We start from the raw sequence: 17,376 nt of genomic DNA on the forward strand, positions 1-17,376 counted from the left end.
GCGAGGGCGGGTCAGACGAAGCGGGAGCTGCGCACCGGGCCGGACGAGCGGATCCGGTCGCGGTTGCCGGTCGCCCAGGTCGCGGCGGCGCGGGCGGCGAAGGCCGACAGTGCCTCGTCCGGGTCGGGCGGGGACTGTCCGTCGCCCTCGTCCGGCTCGGCGGCGGCGGTGCGGATCCGCTCCGCGAGTACCGCCGCCGGGGCGTCGTCCGCCGGCCCCCGCTCGACCTGGCCGTTGTCGTCGACCCGCAATCCCGGCTCCCACGGCGCGACCAGGTGCTGCACCAGCAGGCCCGAGACGTCCGCCGAGACCGCCGGGGTGTCCGTCCAGCACGTCGCGTGCTCGTACAGCAGCTCACCGGGCGCCCGCTCGTACAGCGCGCCGACCAGCTCCTGGTCGCACTCGTTCAGGTCGTACGCCACCACCAGCGCGTCCGCCGTCCCCGCGCCCGGCCGGTACGGGGCCGCGGGCAGCCCGAGCAGTGCCGCGGCCGCCAGACCCAGCGCCTCGCTGCCCCGGTCCGGCAGCAGCGCCACCGAGGCCGGGCGGCGGCCGGTGGCGTCGAGGACGGTGCGCAGCCGTTCCAGGCCGTGGCGGCAGTTCTCGTAGGTGTCGCCCAGCATCGCCCAGCGGCCGGTCATCCCGGCGGTGAATCCGTGCGTGGAGAGCGTCGCCAGCAGGCCGCCGGTCAGCGTGAAGTGCCAGCCCCGCAGGTCCGTCGGCCCGGCCGGCGGGACGGCCGCGGCGCGGGCCAGCGAACGGCGGATCCGGTCGGCGGCGGGCCCCCAGGTGTCGGCGTCCGGCGCCGCCAGCGACGCGAACACCTCGCGGGCCTGCTCGACCCGGCCGTCCATCAGCGCGTTGTGCGCCAGCAGGTACCCGTCCGGCCAGTCGCCGGTGATCGCCCGGTGCTCCTGCAGCACGGCGACGGCCTCCGCGTGCCGCTCACCGTCCTCCAGCGCGACGGCCAGCTCCAGCAGCACCTGACGCGGGTTGACCTGCTGCCCGCGGCCCCGCCCGAACAGCTTCCGCTTCGCGGGCACGTCACCCGCCCGCAAGGCCTCCCGCAACGCCTCCCGCAACGCCGGGACGGCCAACTCCGAGAGCCCGTGCTCGATGCACGCGTACCCGTACGCGTACAGCGCGCCCGCGTCCGACGGCCGCCCCGCGAGTGCGCCGGCCGCGCCCGCCAGGTCGTCGATGCCGACGGCCTCCGCCAACTGCCGCACCACCGGCGCCACTTCGGCTGCCGCCAGCCCGTCGGCCACCGCCCTCAGCTCCCGCGCCGCACCCTGCGGGTCACCGGCCTCGAGCAACTCCCACGCCTTGGCGAGCTCGGAACGCAAAGCAGTCTCCTCCTGAACGCACAGGCACCCCCCGGACCACCCGGTTCGCGCACCCGCCCGATCATCGCTGCCGCGCCGCCACCCCGACAAACCACTTTCGCCCCCGAGCGACGGCACAGCGTCGGTCAGCCGGAGAGCCGGCGGTCCTGCGCGGGCGGGTGGGCGGCGGCGCGCATTCCCCTGGCCCGGGCGGTCTGCGCGGCCTCGTCGGCGGCCAGCAGGTCCAGCACCTCGCGGGCCGGGCCGGGCCGGGCGGAGGCGGTCAGGACGGCGCCGGAGAAGGTGGTGCTGATGGCCGCGTCGCCGGGCAGCGGGCCGACCACGTGCACCCCGGGCAGGTCCATCAGCTCGCTGTGCTGCTGGAAGGCGAGGTCGGCCGCGCCGGAGGCGAGCAGGGTGCCGGCCGGGACCCCGGGCGGTGCCTGGACCAGGCGGTCCCGGAGCGCCCCGGCGAGCCCCTGACGGTCGATCAGGTCCAGCACGGCGGTGCCGCTCGGGCCGGTCGAGTAAGCGATCCGACGGGCCGTCAGCAGGGCGTCCCGCAGGGCCTCCTGGCTGTCGAGGGCCGGCGCCGGGGAGCCCTCCGGGACGGCGGCGACCACCTGGGAGACCCACAGCGGGCGGACCGTCGCGGCGAGCACCGCCCCCTCGGCCGCGAGCGCGGCCAGCGCGTCCTCGGCGAGCACCAGCACGTCGCCCGCCGCCCCTTCCCGGACCCGCCGGGCCACCTCCACGCCGCCGGCCGATTCGAACCGTACCGGTATGCCGTGCGCACGCCCGATCCACCCGGACAGCTCGGCCAGGATCGGCCGGGTCGCCATCGAGGACAGGCCGACGATCTCTTCGTTCACGTCTGCTCCTTGCGTCCGGCAGATGCTACGACGGGCGAACGGGCTGTTCAACGGCGGTCTGCGACACTGCCCGGATGAACACCACCCCGAGCACCGCCGCCGGAAAGGTCCTGGACGTCCTCGCCGTCTTCGACCGCGAACACCGCGCGCTGACCCTGTCGGAAATCGCCCGGCGGGCGGGCCTGGCCGTGAGCACCGCGCACCGGGTGGTGTCGGAACTCGCGGCGTGGGGCGCGCTGGAGCGGGCGGAGGACGGCTCCTGGCACGTGGGCCTGCGGCTGTGGGAGGTCGCCTCGGGCTGCCCTCGGACGCAGATCCTGCGGGACGCGGCGCTGCCGTTCATGCAGGACCTGTACGAGGCGACCCACGAGAACATCCAGCTCGCCGTGCGCGAGGGCACCGAGCTGGTCTTCGTGGAGCGGATCGCCGGGCACCGCTCGGTGGAACTGCTGACCATGGTCGGCACCCGGTTCCCGGTGGCCTCGACGGGCATGGGCCGGGTGCTGCTGGCGCACGCGCCGGCCCCGCTCCAGGAGGAGGTGCTGGGCGCTCCGCTGCCCGCCTGGACGCCGCACACCGTCACCGACCCGCGGATGCTGCGCGCGCAGTTGGACCTGATCCGCCGCGAGCAGGTCTTCGTCAGCGACCGGCAGTTGTCGCAGAGCACGGTGGCGGTGGCCGCGCCGGTGCGGATCGGGCGGGACGGGCCGGTGAGTGCCGCGCTGGGCATCGTGATCGCCGCGCGGGACGCGGACCGGGCCCGGGGACTGCGCGAGCCACTGCTGCGGGCGGTGGGCGCGATCTCGGCGGAGCTCGGCCGGCGGGCCCGCACCGTGCGGTGAGCGGCCGGGCCCGCACCGTCCGGTGAGCAGCCGGGCCCGCACCGTCCGGTGAGCAGCCGGGCCCGCACCGTGCGGTGAGCGGCCGGTGCCGCGCCGTCCGGTGAGCAGCCGCACTGGTTTTCCGCCTGACGGAAAGCCGGGCGACCGGCCGCGGGTCGGGCTGCCAGCGTTCGGGGAGAGGAAATCCCCGCCGCAGTTCTGGAGACGCCATGGCCGACGCCATCCCCGCCGCCTCGATCGACACCGTCACCCGGGCCCCCGTCGCGATCGTCGGCGCCGGGCCGGCCGGTCTGATGCTGGCTCACCTGCTGGGCCGCGCCGGGGTGGAGGCCGTCGCCCTGGACACCCGCACCCGGCACGAGATCGAGACCACCCAGCGGGCCGGCATCCTGGAGGCCGACGCGGCCCGGGACCTGGTGGAGACCGGCGTCAGCGACCGGATCATGCGCGAGGGCCACGAGCACACCGGCGTCGAACTGCGCTTCGGCGGCCGGGCGCACCGGATCGACTTCCAGGGCCTGGTGGGCGCCTCGACCTGGCTCTACCCGCAGACCGACGTGTTCATCGATCTGGCCGACGCCCGCGAACGCGACGGCGGCACCGTGCACTTCGGGGTCCGCGACACCGAGGTGCTGGACGTCGAGAGCGCGGCACCCAAGGTCCGCTGGACGGCGCCCGACGGCACCCGGCACGAGGTGCGGGCGCGGTACGTGGTCGGCGCGGACGGCTCGCGCAGCATGTGCCGGGACGTGGTGCCGCAGCAGAGCCGGGTGCGCTACGGCCACGAGTACCCGTTCGCCTGGTTCGGCATCATGGCCGAGGCCCCGATGAGCGCCCCCGAACTCGTCTACGCCCACTCCGAGCAGGGGTTCGCGCTGATCAGCCGGCGCACCGACACGGTGCAGCGGATGTACTTCCAGTGCGACCCGCAGGACTCGCCGGACGCCTGGTCGGACGAGCGGATCTGGCAGACGCTCCAGGCCCGGGTTGCGGGCGAGGACGGCTTCCGCCTCCAGGAGGGCCCGGTGCTGGAGAAGAGCGTGCTGCGGTTCCGGTCGTTCGTGCAGGAGCCGATGCGCTGGGGTTCGCTGCTGCTGGCGGGCGACGCGGCGCACACCGTGCCGCCGACCGGGGCGCGCGGCCTCAACCTGGCGCTGCACGACGTGAAGGTGCTCGCTCCGGTGCTGCTGCGGGCGCTCGGCGCCGAGGGGGCGGCCGCGCTGGACGACTACCAGCCGCGCGCCCTGCGGCGGGTGTGGCGCGCCCAGCACTTCTCGTCCTGGATGACCAGGCTGCTGCACCTGGCGCCCGGCGCGAGCGCCTTCGACCTGCGGCGTCAACTCGGCGAGCTGGACTGCGTGGTGGGCACCCGGGCCGGCCGCAGCTACCTGGCCGAGCAGTACACCGGCTGGCCGACCCGGGGCTGACCGGGCCCCGACGCCCCATCGGAGAGGACCTTCACGTGATCATCGACTGCCACGGCCACTTCACCACCGCCCCGCCGCAGCTCGCCGCCTGGCGCGAGCGCCAGCTCGCCGCCCTCGACTCCCCGTCCGACGCGCCCGACCCGGCCGAGCTGCGGATCTCGGACGACGACCTGCGGGCGGCGATCGAGCCGAACCAGCTGCGGCTGATGGACGAGCGCGGCACCGACCTGACGGTGTTCTCGCCGCGGGCCAGCTTCATGGCCCACCACCTCGGCGACTTCGCGGTCTCCGCCGCCTGGGCGCGGATCTGCAACGACCTGGTGCACCGGGTCAGCACGCTCTACCCCCGGCGTTTCGCGATGGGCGCGATGCTGCCGCAGTCCCCCGGCGTCGATCCGGCGACCTGCCTGCCGGAGCTGCGGCGCGCGGTGGAGGAGCTGGGCGCGGTCTCGGTGAACCTCAACCCCGATCCCTCGGGCGGGCGTTGGACGGCCCCGCCGCTGACCGACCGGTCCTGGTACCCGCTGTACGAGGCGCTGGTGGAGTACGACGTCCCGGCCATGATCCACGTCAGCACCTCGTGCAACCCGGCGTTCCACACCACCGGCGCGCACTACCTGAACGCCGACACCACCGCGTTCATGCAGCTGCTCCAGGGCGACCTGTTCGCGGACTTCCCGACGCTGCGGCTGGTGATCCCGCACGGTGGCGGCGCGGTGCCCTACCACTGGGGCCGGTTCCGCGGGCTGGCGCAGGCCCTCGGCGGGCCCCGGCCGGAGGACCTGCTGGGCCGCAACGTCTTCTTCGACACCTGTGTCTACCACCGGCCGGGCATCGACCTGCTGACGTCCGTCGTCCCGTCCGAGGGCGTGCTGTTCGCCAGCGAGATGATCGGCGCGGTGCGCGGCGTCGATCCGCTGACGGGCCACCACTTCGACGACACCCGGCGGTACGTGGATGCCACCGACCGGCTCTCCGACGAGCAGCGGGCGGCCGTGTACGCCGGCAACGCGCTGCGCGTTCACCCCCGACTGGCCGCCCGCCTCGCCGCGTCCGGCCGCTGACCCCCAGGAGCGATGCACATGCACACCGAACTCGGTGTCGTCCGCACCACGATCGAGCGGCCCGATGCGGCCGCGGTGGCCGCGCTGTCGGCGTTCGGCACGGCGACCGTCCACGAGGCGATGGGCCGCACCGGCCTGACGCGCCCGTACCTGCGGCCGGTGTACCCGTCGGCGCGGCTGTGCGGCCCGGCGGTCACGGTGCTGCTCCAGCCCGGCGACAACTGGATGCTGCACGTCGCGGCGGAGCAGATCCGGCCCGGCGACGTGGTGGTGGCGGCCTGCACGACGGAGAGCGAGGACGGCTTCTTCGGCGAGCTGCTGGCGACCTCGTTCCGTTCCCGGGGCTGCGCGGGCCTGGTGATCGACGGTGGCGTGCGGGACGTCGCGGACCTCACCGCGATGGACTTCCCGGTGTTCTCCCGGGCGGTCAACGCGCGGGGCACGGTGAAGGCGACCCTCGGTTCGGTCAACGTGCCGGTGGTGTGCGCCAACGCGCTGGTGCACCCGGGCGACGTGGTGCTGGCGGACGCCGACGGCGTGGTGGTGGTGCCGCGCGAACGGGCCGCCGAGGTCGCCGCGGCCTCCGCCCGGCGGGAGGAGAACGAGGCGGGCAAGCGCGAGCGGCTGCGCGCGGGCGAGCTGGGTCTGGACATGTACGACATGCGCGGCCCACTGGCCGAGCTCGGACTGCGCTACGAGGACTGAGCCATGACGACCGATCAGCACCGGACCGATCAGCCCAAGACCCCGGGCTGGCTGGACTGGCACCCCTCCCCCGCCCGTCCGGCGCTCGCCCTCCCGGCCGGCGCGGTGGACGCGCACTGCCACGTGTTCGGCCCCGCCGCGCAGTTCCCGTACGCGCCGGAGCGCAAGTACACGCCGTGCGACGCCTCCGCCGAGCAGTTGTTCGCCCTCCGCGACCACCTGGGCTTCGCCCGCAACGTGATCGTCCAGGCGACCTGCCACGGCGCCGACAACCGCGCGCTGGTGGACGCCCTGCACCGCTCCGGCGGCCGGGCCCGCGGCGTGGCCACCGTCCGGCCCGGCACCTCGGACGCCGAGCTGCGGGAGCTGCACGCGGCCGGCGTGCGCGGGGTGCGGTTCAACTTCGTACGCCGCCTGGTCGATGTGACGCCCCGCGCCGACCTGTGGGACGTGGTGGAACGGATCGCCCCGCTGGGCTGGCACGTGGTGCTGTACTTCGAGGCGGCCGACCTGGCGGAGCTGCGCGAGTTCTTCCTCTCCATTCCGGTGCCGCTGGTGATCGACCACCTGGGCCGGCCGGACGTCTCCAAGGACCCGGACGGCCCGGAGTTCGCCGAGTTCCTCTCCTTCCTGCGGGCCCGGGAGGACATCTGGTGCAAGGTCAGCTGCCCGGAGCGCCTGTCGCTCACCGGCCCGCCGGCCCTGGACGGCAAACGGAACGCGTACCGGGACGTGGTGCCGTTCGCCCGCCGGGTGGTCGAGGAGTTCCCCGACCGGGTGCTGTGGGGCACCGACTGGCCGCACCCCAACCTGAAGGACCACATGCCGGACGACGGCCTGCTGGTCGACTTCCTCCCGCACATCGCCCCGACCGAGGAGCTGCGCCGGCGGCTGCTGGTCGACAACCCGAACCGCCTCTACTGGGCTTCTCCGGAAGGGAGTTGACGGCATGGCAGTCGACCGCACATACCGGCTCGTCCCCGGGACCACCATCTTCGACGCCGATCAGTCCGCGAAGGGCTACCACCTCAACCAGTTCTGCATGTCGCTGATGACGGCCGAGAACCGGGCCGCGTACCTGGCCGACGAGCGCGCCTACCTGGACGCCTGGCCGCTGCGCGAGGCGCAGAAGCAGGCGCTGCTGGACCGGGACCTGAACGCGGCGATGCGCGAGGGCGGCAACATCTACTTCCTCGCCAAGTGGGGTGCCACGCTGGGGTTCTCGTTCCAGCAGATGGCGGGCTCGATGACCGGCATGACCGAGCAGGAGTACCGGGACATGATGGTCTCCGGCGGCCGCTCGGCCTCCCTGCCGGGCAACCGGATCGACCGCGCGGTGCTGGAGGCCGCGCACGCCGACCAGTCGCCGCCCGCCGGGCACGCCGCCGTCTCGGCCGCCGTGTTCACCTCGCACGTCCCGGCGATCGGCGCGGCCATGGACCACGGAAAGACCGAGGAGCCGTACTGGCAGCCGGTGTTCGCCGGGTACGAGCACTCGCGGCAGTGGGCCCGGGAGAACGTCCCCGACGTGGTGATCCTGGTCTACAACGACCACGCCAGCGCCTTCGACCTCTCGCTGATCCCGACCTTCGTGCTGGGTACCGGCGCCGCCTACCCGACCGCCGACGAGGGCTACGGCCCGCGCCCGGTGCCGGGCGTCGAGGGCGATCCGGAGCTGGCCGCGCACCTCGCGCACTGCCTGATCCGCGACGACTTCGACCTGACGCTGGCCAACGAGATGCCGGTGGACCACGGGCTGACGGTGCCGCTGTCGCTGATGTTCGGCGACGTGGAGGCGTGGCCGTGCAGGGTGATCCCGCTGCACGTCAACGTGGTGCAGTACCCGGTGCCGTCCGGGGCGCGCTGCTTCGAGCTGGGGCGGGCGCTGCGCCGGGCGATCGAGTCCTACCCGCGGCCGCTGAACGTGCAGGTCTGGGGCACCGGCGGGATGAGCCACCAACTCCAGGGCCCGCGCGCCGGGTTGATCAACCGGGAGTGGGACAACGCGTTCCTGGACCGGCTGATCTCCGACCCGGCCGCCCTGGCGCGGGTGCCGCACCTGGAGTACGTCGAGGAGGCCGGCTCGGAGGGCATCGAGCTGGTGATGTGGCTGATCGCGCGCGGCGCGCTGAGCGACGTGGACGACGGCGGCCGGGTGGAGGTCGAGCACCGCTTCTACCATGTGCCGGCGTCCAACACGGCCGTCGGCCACCTGATCCTGAACAACCATCCCCGCCTCAAGGAGAACTGAGATGACCACCCAGCAGCCCCTGCGGATCGCCCTGGCCGGCGGCGGAGCGTTCGGCGCCAAGCACGCGGCGGCCCTGCGCCGGATCGAGGGCGTGGAGGTGGCCGTCGCGGTCTCCTCCTCGCTGGAGAGCTCCCGCAGGTTCGCCGCCGAGCAGGGCATCGCCCGGGCCGCCGGCAGCCTGGACGAGGTGCTGGCGATGGACGAGGTGGACGCGGTGATCCTGGCCACGCCGACGCCACTGCACGCCGCGCAGACCCAGGCCTGCCTGGCGGCGGGCAAGCACGTGCAGGTGGAGATCCCGGTCGCGGCCGCGCTGTCGGACGCCGAGGAGTGCGTGGCGGCGGCGGAGCGCACCGGCCTGGTGGCGATGGCCGGGCACACCCGCCGGTTCAACCCCAGCCACCAGTGGGTGCGCCGGCGGATCGCGGCGGGCGAACTGGCCATCCAGCAGCTCGACGTGCAGACCTACTTCTTCCGCCGCACCAACCTCAACGCGCTCGGCCACAAGCGCAGTTGGACCGACCACCTGCTGTGGCACCACGCCGCGCACACCGTCGACCTGTTCGCCTACCAGACCGGTTCGCCGATCGTGCAGGCCAACGCGATCCAGGGGCCGATCCACCCGGAGCTGGGCATCGCGATGGACATGTCGATCCAGCTGAAGGCGGCGAGCGGCGCGATCTGCACCCTCTCGCTGTCCTTCAACAACGACGGCCCGCTGGGCACGTTCTTCCGCTACATCGGCGACACCGGCACCTACCTCGCCCGCTACGACGACCTGGTCACCGGCGCGGACGAACCCGTGGACGTCAGCGGCGTCGATGTCTCCCTGGACGGCATCGAACTGCAGGACCGCGAGTTCGTCGCGGCGATCCGCGAGGGCCGCGAGCCCAACGCCTCGCTCGCCCAGGTACTGCCCTGCTACCGCACCCTGGCGGACCTGGAGCAGCAGCTCGCCACCGCCCCCTCGCCCGCGTGACGGCGTCCACCGCCGCAGGCCCGGGCCGCGCTCAGCGCCGGCTCGGGCCGTTCGGCGTTCCCGCCGTGGGCCTGGGCTGCATGAACCTCAGCCACGCCTACGGCACCCCGCCCTCCCCCGAGGAGGCCGCCGGACTGCTGCACGCCGCGCTGGACAGCGGCGTCGTCCTGTTCGACACCGCCGCGCTGTACGGCTTCGGCACCAACGAGGAACTCCTCGGCCGGGTGCTCGCCCCGCACCGGGAGCGGATCGTGCTGGCCAGCAAGTGCGGCATGACGGGCGTGGCCGGGCGGCGGGTGATCGACGGCCGCCCGGAGACGATCCGGCGCACCGCCGACGCCGCGCTGGCCCGGCTGCGCACCGAGGTGATCGACCTCTACTACCTGCACCGGCTGGACCGCCGGGTGCCGGTGGAGGAGAGCGTCGGCGCGATGGCCGAGCTGGTCACGGCGGGCAAGGTGCGGGCGCTGGGCCTGTCCGAGGTGTCGGCCGCCACGCTGCGCCGGGCGCACGCGGTGCATCCGATCGCGGCGCTGCAGAACGAGTACAGCCTGTGGACCCGCAACCCGGAGCGCGGCACCCTCGCGGCGGCCCGCGAACTGGGCGTCGCCCTGGTCGCGTTCAGCCCGCTGGCGCGGGGGTTCCTGACCGCCGCGCCGCCCGACCCGGCGGTGCTGCCGCCCGGCGACCTGCGGCTGTCGATGCCGAGGTTCACCGCCGCGCACTACCCGGCGAACCTGGCGATCCGTCAGGAGCTGGCCGCCCTGGCCGCGACGGCGGGCCTGACCCTGCCGCAGCTCGCGCTCGCCTGGGTGCTCTCGCGCGGCGAGCACGTGATCGCCCTGCCCGGCACCCGCAGCGCGGCGCACCTGCGGGAGAACCTGTCGGTCCTCGGGCTCGACGTGCCCGCCGGGGTGCTGGCGGCCGCCGGGACGCTGCTGGGCGAGCACACCGTGCACGGGTCGCGCTATCGGGAGGCGACACTGCCGGAGATCGACACCGAGCGCTGCGGCGCGGCGGGCTGATCCGGACACTGCGGAGCGCCGCGGCGCCGGAACCCCGCGAGGTCCCGGCGCCGCGGCGCTCCGTCTGTCGCCCTGGTCAGGCGTAGAACCGGGAGACGCTCTGCAGCACGGCGGCCGGCTTGGCCGCGCCCTCGATCTCCACCGTGCCGTCCACGGTGATCTGCACCCCGCCCGGCACCTCCTCGACCTCGGCGAGCCGGGCGACAAGGCGGATCCGGGAGCCGACCTTGACCGGCGAGGGGAAGCGGACCTTGTTCAGGCCGTAGTTGACCTTGGTGGTGACGCCCTCGACCTCCAGCAGTTCGGTGAACAGCGGGATGAACAGCGACAGCGTCAGGTAGCCGTGCGCGATGGGGGCGCCGAACGGGCCGGCGGCGGCCCGCTCGGGGTCGGTGTGGATCCACTGGTGGTCGTCGGTGGCGTCCGCGAAGGTGTCGATGCGCTGCTGGGTGACCTCCAGCCAGCGGCTGGTGCCGAGGTCGGCGCCGGCCAGCGACTTCAGCTCGTCGAGGCCGTTGACGGTGAGTGCCATGGGTGTTGCCTTTCGGTGGGTCAGCTGCCGTGCTGGGCACGGAGCCGGTGCTTGAGGATCTTTCCGGAGGCGGTGCGCGGCAGTTCCTGCGCGAGCACCACCGATCGGGGGAGCTTGTACTTGGCGAGCACCCCGCTCAGCGCGGCGAGCAGCGCCGCGGGGTCGAGGTCCGCCCCGGTTTCGGGGACCACCACGGCCCGGCCGACCTCGCCCCATTTGGCGTCGGGGACGCCGTAGACGGCGCACTCGGCGACGCCGGGCAGGGCCAGCAGGGCGTCCTCCACCTCGGCGGGGTAGACGTTCTCGCCGCCGGAGATGTACATGTCCTTGAGCCGGTCGGCGATGGTGACGTAGCCGTCGGCGTCCGCCCGGGCGGCGTCGCCGCTGCGGAACCAGCCGTCGTGGAAGGACTGCTCGGTGGCCTCGGGCAGGCCCCAGTAGCCGGGGCCGACGTTGGGCCCGTGGACCACGACTTCGCCGACCTCGCCGAGGCCGACCTCCCGCCCGTCGGGGCCGTGCAGCCGCACGTCGGTGAAGAAGTGCGGGACGCCCGCGCTGCCGGCCTTGCTGACGGCGTGTTCGGCGTCCAGGAAGAGGGTGCCGGGCCCGGCCTCGGTCATGCCGTAGCCCTGCAGGAAGGCCAGGCCGCGGCTCAGGTAGGTGTCGATCAGCGGTCGCGGGACGGGGGCGCCGCCGCAGTTGAGGATCCGCAGGCTGCTCAGGTCGGCGCCGTCCCAGCCGGGTTGCCGGGCCATCAGGTCGAACATGGTCGGCACGCCGAACATGAAGCTGATCCGCTCGCGGGCGATCAGCTCCAGCACGCCGGCCGGGTCGAAGGACTCGGCCAGCAGGCAGGCGCCGCCCTTGAGCAGGACCGGCAGGGCGAGCATGTTGAGGCCGCCGGTGTGGAACAGCGGGGCGCAGACCAGGGCGACGTCGTCGGCGACCAGGTCGGTGTCGATCAGGACGTTGTACGCGTTCCAGGTGATGTTGCCGTGGGTGAGCACGGCGCCCTTGGGACGGCCCGTGGTGCCCGAGGTGTACATGATCAGGCAGGTGTCGTCCAGGCCGACGGGCTCGTCGATCGGGGTGTGGTCCGCCCCGGCCAGCCAGGCCTCGTACGCCGGCCCGGTCTCCACCACCACCGGCACCGCGCCCGCCGGGACCAGCGGGGCGCAGCCGGGCGCGTGGATCAGCACCCGGGCCCCGCAGTCGTCGAGCTGGTAGGCGATCTCGGGCGGCGCCAGGCGGGTGTTGAGGGGGACGAACAGCGCGCCGAGCAGTCCGGCGGCGAACAGCGTCTCCAGGAAGGCGGGGTGGTTGGGTCCGAGGTGGGCGACCCGGTCGCCGCGCCGGACGCCGGCGGTGCGCAGCGCGTGGGCCAGCCGGGTGCTGCGCTCGTGCAGCTCGGCGTAGGTGTAGGTGCGTCCGTGGTGGCGCAGGGCGGTGCGGTGCGGGGTCTTCCGGGCCCGGCGGGCGGGCCAGGAGCCGATTCCCTCGTTGCGCATGGGCGGATGGGGCCCTTTCAGCTCAGCCCGAGCAGCCGGGCGGCGTTGTCCTTGAGGATCTTCGGCCGGACCTCGTCCTTGATCGGCAGCTTCGCGAAGTCGGCGAGCCAGCGGTCGGGGGTGAGGACCGGGTAGTCGGAGCCGAACAGCACCTTGTCCTTGAGCAGGGTGTTGGCGTACTGCACCAGCTGCGGCGGGAAGTACTTCGGGGACCAGCCGGAGAGGTCGATGTGCACGCCGGGCTTGTGGGTGGCGACGGCCAGTGCCTCGTCCTGCCAGGGGAAGGACGGGTGGGCGAGGACGATCTTCAGGTGCGGGAAGTCGGCGGCCACGTCGTCCACGTGCATCGGGTTGGCGTACTTGAGCCGGATGCCGCCGCCGCCGGGGACGCCCGCGCCGATGCCGGTCTGGCCGGTGTGGAACAGGGCGACGGTGCCGGTCTCCTCGATCAGTTCGTACAGCGGGTAGGCGAGCCGGTCGTTGGGGAAGAAGGCCTGGATGCTCGGGTGGAACTTGAATCCCTTGACGCCGAACTCCTCGACCAGGCGCCGGGCCTGACGGACGCCCGCCCGGCCGCGGAACGGGTCGATCGAGGCGAACGGGATCAGCACGTCGGCGTTGGCGGCGGCGGCCTCGGCGATCTCCTCGTTGGGGACGGGCGGGCGGCCGGTGGCGTGTTCGGCGTCCACCGTGAAGACCACGGCGGCCATCTTCCGCTCCCGGTAGTACGCGGCCATCTCGGCCACGGTGGGCTTGCGCTCGCCGGCCACCTTGAAGTAGCCGCTGGAGGCGTCGTTCAGTTCCTCGTCCAGCGAGGCGTGGCCGTGCGCGGAGACCTCGGCGTGGGTGTGGACGTCGATCGCGGTCAGCTCGGCCAGGTTCACTTCGCGCTCCCGGGGACGGCCGGGGCGGGGATGCCGACGCTCTGCGGTTCGCGGCCGACCGAGCCGGCCCAGGTGGCGGCGATCGTCTCGGGGCTCCAGCCGCCGTCGGCGTACGCGGTCGCCACTTCCTGCGGGTGCGACCACAGGGCGAGCTTGTCGCCGCCGATGCCGATGCACTGGCCGGTGATGCCGGCGGCGGCGTCGGAGGCGAGGAAGGGCAGCAGCGCGGCGCAGTCCTCGGCGGTGCCGAAGCCCTCGCCCTTGCGCAGGAAGTCCGGCAGCGGCGCGCCCTGCTTCATCGCCTCGATGTAGGGGGCGAAGGCGGGGATGGTCTCGGTCATCGCGGTGGCGGCGACCGGGACGACGGCGTTGACGGTGATGCCGGCCCGGCCGAGCTCCATCGACCAGGTGCGCACCATGGCGGCGATTCCGGCCTTGGCGGCGGCGTAGTTGGTCTGCCCGAAGTTGCCGCGCTGCCCGGCCGGGGAGCCGATCATGATCAGCCGGCCGCCGTCGCCCTGTTCGCGCATCCGGACGGCGGCGGCGCGGGCGCAGGTGAAGGTGCCGCGCAGGTGGGTGGCGATGACGGCGTCGAAGTCGTCGTCGGTCATCTTCCAGAGCACCTTGTCGCGCAGGATGCCCGCGTTGGTGACCATCACGTCGAGCCGCCCGAAGGCTTCGACGGCCCGGTCCACCAGGAGTTGCGCGGCTTCGGAGGTGCCGACCGCGGCGGCCTGCGCGACCGCCCGGCCGCCGGCCTCCCGGATGGTGGCGGCGGCCTGCTCCGCGGTGTCGGCGTCCAGGTCGTTGACCACGACGGCGGCGCCGGCCCGGGCGAGGGCGGTGGCGTAGGCGAGGCCGAGGCCGCGCCCGCTGCCGGTGACGACGGCGACCTTGCCGGTGAGGTCGAGGGGGGTGGTGGGGGCGGAGGAGGGTTCGTTGTCCATGCCCATTGAAGTTAGGAACAACCATTGCAGTTGTCAATGATTGCTGCGAACCAGCTTTCCGGGCATGATGGCCCTCATGAGTGACGCCCCCTGGATGCACCGCCTGCACAGCGACGCCGGCTATCTGCTCTACCGGCTCGGCCAGCGGTCCGGCAGTCTGTTCAACGCCGCCCTGGAACAGCACGGCCTGCGCCTGCGCCACTACGCGATCCTGCGCTACCTGGCCACCGTCGACGGCGCCCGCCAGCGCGAACTCGCCGACCGCGTCGGCTACGACCCGAGCGCCGTCGTCGCCCTCCTCGACGACCTCCAGCGCCTCGGCCTGGCCGAACGCCGGGCCGACCCGGCCGACCGCCGCAGCCGGATCGTGGTGCTCACCGACGGCGGCCGCGAGCTGCTGCGCACCACCGACGGCGACAGCCGCCGGGTCACCGACGACCTGCTGCAACCGCTCGACGCCGCCGACCGCGCGACGCTCCTCGCCCTGCTGCGCCGCCTCGCCGACCCGCTGCTCTGACCGCCGCCGGCCGGGACCGCGGCGCCTACGCCCAGATCTCCCGGACGGCCCGCAGCGGGTCGCGCTCGACCCGCGCCTCCGAGCCCCACCGCATGGTGGCGCGGCCGTCGCGGTAGGGCGGCCAGGCCGGGTCGAGGTCCCGGACGAAGGCCACCCAGGCGGAGTGCACGGCGTCGGCGAGGGCCTGCGGGGCCCGGGCGCCGAGGGCCTCCTCGACGCCTTCGGCGGCCAGCACGTCGAAGGCGAACGGCAGGTCGGTGCAGTGGTAGGCCTGACCGGCGCGGCCGGGGGCGGTGCCGGTCCACTCGAACTGGTAGAGCCAGGTGGGGCGCCCGAGGGCGACCCGGGCCTCGGCGTGGGCCAGCGCGGGGGCCCGGAACAGCCAGTCGGTGAGCACCTCGCCGGGGCCGGCCTGCGGCTGCTCGGCGTGGAACCGGGCGGCGTGCTCCGGGTCCAGGCCGAGCGCGGCGAGCATCGCGTCCACCTCCGGGCCGCCCGGCGCGGCCGGCCCGGGCGCGGCGAACTCGTGGGCGGTGAAGCCGAGCAGCAGCGGCACCTCGGACTCGGCGACCGCCTCGGCCACCGGGCGGGTCACCAGTTCGCCGTCCACGCACGGGGCGAGGGCCAGCAGCGGGTCGCCGTCGGCGCCCAGCGCGTCCTGGAGCGCGAGCAGCTGCTCGTCGCTCGCGTCCCGCAGGGCCGCGGCGGTGAGCACCGCGCCGGTGCGCTCGGCCAGCGCCCGGGCGACGGCCGGGGCGTCGGGTTCGAGCACCGCGCCGGAGGCGGAGATCGCGGCGCGCAGCAGCCCGCGCGCCGCGGGCACCGCCAGCAGGGTCTGCACCGCACCGCCGCCCGCGGACTGCCCGGCGACGGTGACCTTCGCCGGGTCGCCGCCGAAGCCGGCGATGTTGTCGCGGACCCACTCCAGGGCGGCGACCCAGTCCCGCACGCCCCGGTTGTCGGGCGCGTCCGGCAGGTGCAGGAAACCCTCGACGCCGAGCCGGTAGCCGACGGTGACCAGCACCACCCCGTCCCGGTTGAAGGCCGCGCCGTCGTACCAGGGGCTGGCGGCGCTGCCCGCGACGTAGCCGCCGCCGTGGATCCACACCAGCACCGGCAGCCCGGCCGCCGGGTCGGCGGCGGGGGTGAAGACGTTCAGGTTGAGGGTGCCCGCGCCGGGGATCGTCGGCTCGGGGATGGTGGTGACCTCGGCGAACGGCCGGCGCTGCGCGGTCGGCCCGTACGCGGTGGCCTCGCGCACCTCGCTCCACGGCTCGGGCGGCACGGGCGCCGCGAACCGCAGCGCCCCGACGGGGGGCTGGGCGTACGGGATGCCGAGGAAGCGCGCGCTCCCGTCGGCGCGGCGCTCACCGCGTACCGGGCCGCTGCGGGTGGGGACGACGGTCATCTGTTCTGCTCCTGGACGGGTCACGGGGTGGGCCCCTGGTGTTCGACGTAGTGGCGGACGCGGTTGAGCTCGGCCGGGTCGGCCGGGCGGGCGCCGTAGGTGCGGTCGGGGGTGACGGGGGTGACGGAGATCCGGTTGTCGCGCAGCAGTGCGGTGGCGTCGGCGTCCGGCACGGTCTCGGTGCAGCGGTCGCCGGGCCGGTGCTCGCACCAGCCGAGGCCGATGGTGTAGGCGCCGCCGGCGGTCGGCTGGTAAGCGTGCCAGATCTCCCGGCCGTGGCCGACGGAGGTCCACCGGGCGGGCCCGGCGGGGCGGCCGGCGGTGATGTCCGGGTAGTCCACCTTGAGGGCGAACGTGCGGCTGAGCAGGTCGTGGCCGCGCAGGCCGGCGATCAGCCGGGCGGCGTAGTCGGCGGTGGCCCGGTAGTCCGCGGTCGGGAAGTACTCGCCGCTGTCGTCACCGGTGGTGGAGAAGGCGAGCGCCGGGACGCCGTCGTCGAGGGCGGCGAGCGCCGCGCCGACCGTGCCGGAGTCGTTGACCTGGGCGCTGACGTTGGCCCCGGAGTTGATGCCGGAGACCACCAGGTCGGGCCCGCCGGACCAGCCGGTCCGGTCCGCGAGGGCGGCCCGCAGGGCCAGGTGCACGGTGTCCACGGGGGTGGCGGAGGGGCTGCCGGGCCGGCAGGCGTCGTCCAGGCAGACCCCGTACACGGCCCCGCCGGACGGGGCGCCGGCGCAGTCCCCGCCGTACCCGGCGGGCAGCTCGCCGCCGCGGGCCAGGGCCAGCGTGCCGCCGTTGCTGACGGCGGTGCCCCTGCCGGACTGGACCTGCCAGGGCGCCATCACCACCACGTCCGCGCCGGCCGCGCACAGGGCGCGGCGCAGCTCGTACAGGCCGAGGCCGTCGGACTGCGAAGCCTTGGCGGCCCGCATCGAGTCGTCGTTGGTGAGCAGCACCCGCAGGCCCGCCAGCGGCCGGGCGGCCGGTGCGGGGGCGTCGGGGGCGGCGGCGGCGGAGCCGGTCACGGCCAGGGTGCAGGCGGCGGTGGCGGCGGCAAGCAGGCGGCGGGCGGTGCGTCTCACGTGAGGTT

General features: G+C 74.5%; 17 protein-coding genes. 9 read left to right on the forward strand and 8 right to left on the reverse strand.

Annotation, left to right across the window (positions count from 1 at the left end):
• Positions 1-11: 11 nt before the first annotated feature.
• Positions 12-1,346: a hypothetical protein gene (locus ACFV18_RS20715; RefSeq protein WP_380485228.1), complete on the reverse strand. Its 1,335-nt coding sequence runs from the start codon at positions 1,344-1,346 to the stop codon at positions 12-14.
• 125 nt (positions 1,347-1,471) lie between these two features.
• The gene (locus tag ACFV18_RS20720; protein ID WP_380485230.1) at positions 1,472-2,197 is read right to left on the reverse strand and encodes a substrate-binding domain-containing protein; all 726 of its coding nucleotides are present in this window, start codon (positions 2,195-2,197) and stop codon (positions 1,472-1,474) included.
• A 74-nt stretch (positions 2,198-2,271) separates the two neighbouring features.
• Here ACFV18_RS20720 and ACFV18_RS20725 point away from each other — a divergent pair, with 74 nt between their 5' ends.
• The 8 genes from ACFV18_RS20725 to ACFV18_RS20760 all read left to right on the forward strand — a co-directional run bounded on the left by ACFV18_RS20725 (position 2,272) and on the right by ACFV18_RS20760 (position 10,490).
• A complete protein-coding gene (locus ACFV18_RS20725; RefSeq protein ID WP_380485232.1) occupies positions 2,272-3,039 on the forward strand; it encodes an IclR family transcriptional regulator in 768 nt (255 codons plus the stop codon).
• A 209-nt stretch (positions 3,040-3,248) separates the two neighbouring features.
• On the forward strand, positions 3,249-4,466 hold the full coding sequence (locus tag ACFV18_RS20730; RefSeq protein WP_380485234.1) for a 4-hydroxybenzoate 3-monooxygenase: 1,218 nt from the start codon (positions 3,249-3,251) through the stop codon (positions 4,464-4,466).
• 35 nt (positions 4,467-4,501) lie between these two features.
• Positions 4,502-5,530 carry an amidohydrolase family protein gene (locus tag ACFV18_RS20735; RefSeq protein WP_380485235.1) on the forward strand — a complete coding sequence of 343 codons (1,029 nt, stop codon included), beginning with the start codon at positions 4,502-4,504 and terminating at the stop codon, positions 5,528-5,530.
• An 18-nt stretch (positions 5,531-5,548) separates the two neighbouring features.
• Positions 5,549-6,235, forward strand: a complete 687-nt coding sequence (gene ligK / locus ACFV18_RS20740) for a 4-carboxy-4-hydroxy-2-oxoadipate aldolase/oxaloacetate decarboxylase (protein ID WP_380485237.1) — start codon at positions 5,549-5,551, stop codon at positions 6,233-6,235.
• A gap of 3 nt (positions 6,236-6,238) precedes the next feature.
• The gene (locus ACFV18_RS20745; RefSeq protein WP_380485238.1) at positions 6,239-7,180 is read left to right on the forward strand and encodes an amidohydrolase family protein; all 942 of its coding nucleotides are present in this window, start codon (positions 6,239-6,241) and stop codon (positions 7,178-7,180) included.
• 4 nt (positions 7,181-7,184) lie between these two features.
• A complete protein-coding gene (gene ligA, locus ACFV18_RS20750) occupies positions 7,185-8,486 on the forward strand; it encodes a protocatechuate 4,5-dioxygenase subunit alpha (RefSeq protein ID WP_380485240.1) in 1,302 nt (433 codons plus the stop codon).
• Position 8,487: 1 nt separating this feature from the next.
• Positions 8,488-9,465 (forward strand): Gfo/Idh/MocA family oxidoreductase, encoded by a 978-nt coding sequence (locus tag ACFV18_RS20755; protein WP_380485242.1) that lies wholly within the window; start codon positions 8,488-8,490, stop codon positions 9,463-9,465.
• Positions 9,462-10,490: an aldo/keto reductase gene (locus tag ACFV18_RS20760; RefSeq protein WP_380485245.1), complete on the forward strand. Its 1,029-nt coding sequence runs from the start codon at positions 9,462-9,464 to the stop codon at positions 10,488-10,490. The genes ACFV18_RS20755 and ACFV18_RS20760 overlap by 4 nt, the downstream gene beginning before the upstream one ends.
• A 76-nt stretch (positions 10,491-10,566) precedes the next feature.
• Here ACFV18_RS20760 and ACFV18_RS20765 read toward each other — a convergent pair whose 3' ends face one another.
• From ACFV18_RS20765 to ACFV18_RS20780, 4 genes are read right to left on the reverse strand one after another with little or no spacing between them, the layout of a single operon-like run.
• Complete coding sequence (locus tag ACFV18_RS20765) at positions 10,567-11,022, reverse strand: MaoC family dehydratase (RefSeq protein ID WP_380485247.1); 456 nt, start codon at positions 11,020-11,022, stop codon at positions 10,567-10,569.
• Positions 11,023-11,042: 20 nt separating this feature from the next.
• Positions 11,043-12,530, reverse strand: coding sequence for a long-chain fatty acid--CoA ligase (locus tag ACFV18_RS20770; protein ID WP_380485249.1), 1,488 nt, complete (start codon positions 12,528-12,530; stop codon positions 11,043-11,045).
• Between the two features lie 17 nt (positions 12,531-12,547).
• Complete coding sequence (locus tag ACFV18_RS20775; RefSeq protein WP_380485251.1) at positions 12,548-13,414, reverse strand: amidohydrolase family protein; 867 nt, start codon at positions 13,412-13,414, stop codon at positions 12,548-12,550.
• The gene (locus ACFV18_RS20780) at positions 13,411-14,367 is read right to left on the reverse strand and encodes an SDR family NAD(P)-dependent oxidoreductase (protein WP_380485253.1); all 957 of its coding nucleotides are present in this window, start codon (positions 14,365-14,367) and stop codon (positions 13,411-13,413) included. The genes ACFV18_RS20775 and ACFV18_RS20780 overlap by 4 nt, the downstream gene beginning before the upstream one ends.
• Before the next feature lie 70 nt (positions 14,368-14,437).
• On the opposite strand from ACFV18_RS20780, the gene ACFV18_RS20785 reads away from it, so the two are divergent.
• Complete coding sequence (locus tag ACFV18_RS20785; RefSeq protein ID WP_380485254.1) at positions 14,438-14,878, forward strand: MarR family winged helix-turn-helix transcriptional regulator; 441 nt, start codon at positions 14,438-14,440, stop codon at positions 14,876-14,878.
• 25 nt (positions 14,879-14,903) lie between these two features.
• Here ACFV18_RS20785 and ACFV18_RS20790 read toward each other — a convergent pair whose 3' ends face one another.
• The gene (locus ACFV18_RS20790; RefSeq protein WP_380485256.1) at positions 14,904-16,286 is read right to left on the reverse strand and encodes a carboxylesterase/lipase family protein; all 1,383 of its coding nucleotides are present in this window, start codon (positions 16,284-16,286) and stop codon (positions 14,904-14,906) included.
• 20 nt (positions 16,287-16,306) lie between these two features.
• Positions 16,307-17,368, reverse strand: a complete 1,062-nt coding sequence (gene surE, locus ACFV18_RS20795) for a 5'/3'-nucleotidase SurE (protein ID WP_380485258.1) — start codon at positions 17,366-17,368, stop codon at positions 16,307-16,309.
• Positions 17,369-17,376: the final 8 nt, after the last annotated feature.

Origin of the sequence: Kitasatospora sp. NPDC059673, from assembly GCF_042734215.1 — a bacterium.
Lineage (GTDB): Bacteria > Actinomycetota > Actinomycetes > Streptomycetales > Streptomycetaceae > Kitasatospora.

What these genes read in the sequence shown, in the direction of transcription:
- ACFV18_RS20725 (WP_380485232.1), top strand. Translation starts at nt 2,272, where the DNA reads ATGAACACCACCCCGAGCACCGCCGCCGGAAAGGTCCTGGACGTCCTC.
- ACFV18_RS20730 (WP_380485234.1), top strand. Translation starts at nt 3,249, where the DNA reads ATGGCCGACGCCATCCCCGCCGCCTCGATCGACACCGTCACCCGGGCC.
- ligK (WP_380485237.1), top strand. Translation starts at nt 5,549, where the DNA reads ATGCACACCGAACTCGGTGTCGTCCGCACCACGATCGAGCGGCCCGAT.
- ACFV18_RS20745 (WP_380485238.1), top strand. Translation starts at nt 6,239, where the DNA reads ATGACGACCGATCAGCACCGGACCGATCAGCCCAAGACCCCGGGCTGG.
- ligA (WP_380485240.1), top strand. Translation starts at nt 7,185, where the DNA reads ATGGCAGTCGACCGCACATACCGGCTCGTCCCCGGGACCACCATCTTC.
- ACFV18_RS20755 (WP_380485242.1), top strand. Translation starts at nt 8,488, where the DNA reads ATGACCACCCAGCAGCCCCTGCGGATCGCCCTGGCCGGCGGCGGAGCG.
- ACFV18_RS20765 (WP_380485247.1), bottom strand. Translation starts at nt 11,022, where the DNA reads ATGGCACTCACCGTCAACGGCCTCGACGAGCTGAAGTCGCTGGCCGGC.
- ACFV18_RS20770 (WP_380485249.1), bottom strand. Translation starts at nt 12,530, where the DNA reads ATGCGCAACGAGGGAATCGGCTCCTGGCCCGCCCGCCGGGCCCGGAAG.
- ACFV18_RS20780 (WP_380485253.1), bottom strand. Translation starts at nt 14,367, where the DNA reads ATGGGCATGGACAACGAACCCTCCTCCGCCCCCACCACCCCCCTCGAC.
- ACFV18_RS20785 (WP_380485254.1), top strand. Translation starts at nt 14,438, where the DNA reads ATGAGTGACGCCCCCTGGATGCACCGCCTGCACAGCGACGCCGGCTAT.
- ACFV18_RS20790 (WP_380485256.1), bottom strand. Translation starts at nt 16,286, where the DNA reads ATGACCGTCGTCCCCACCCGCAGCGGCCCGGTACGCGGTGAGCGCCGC.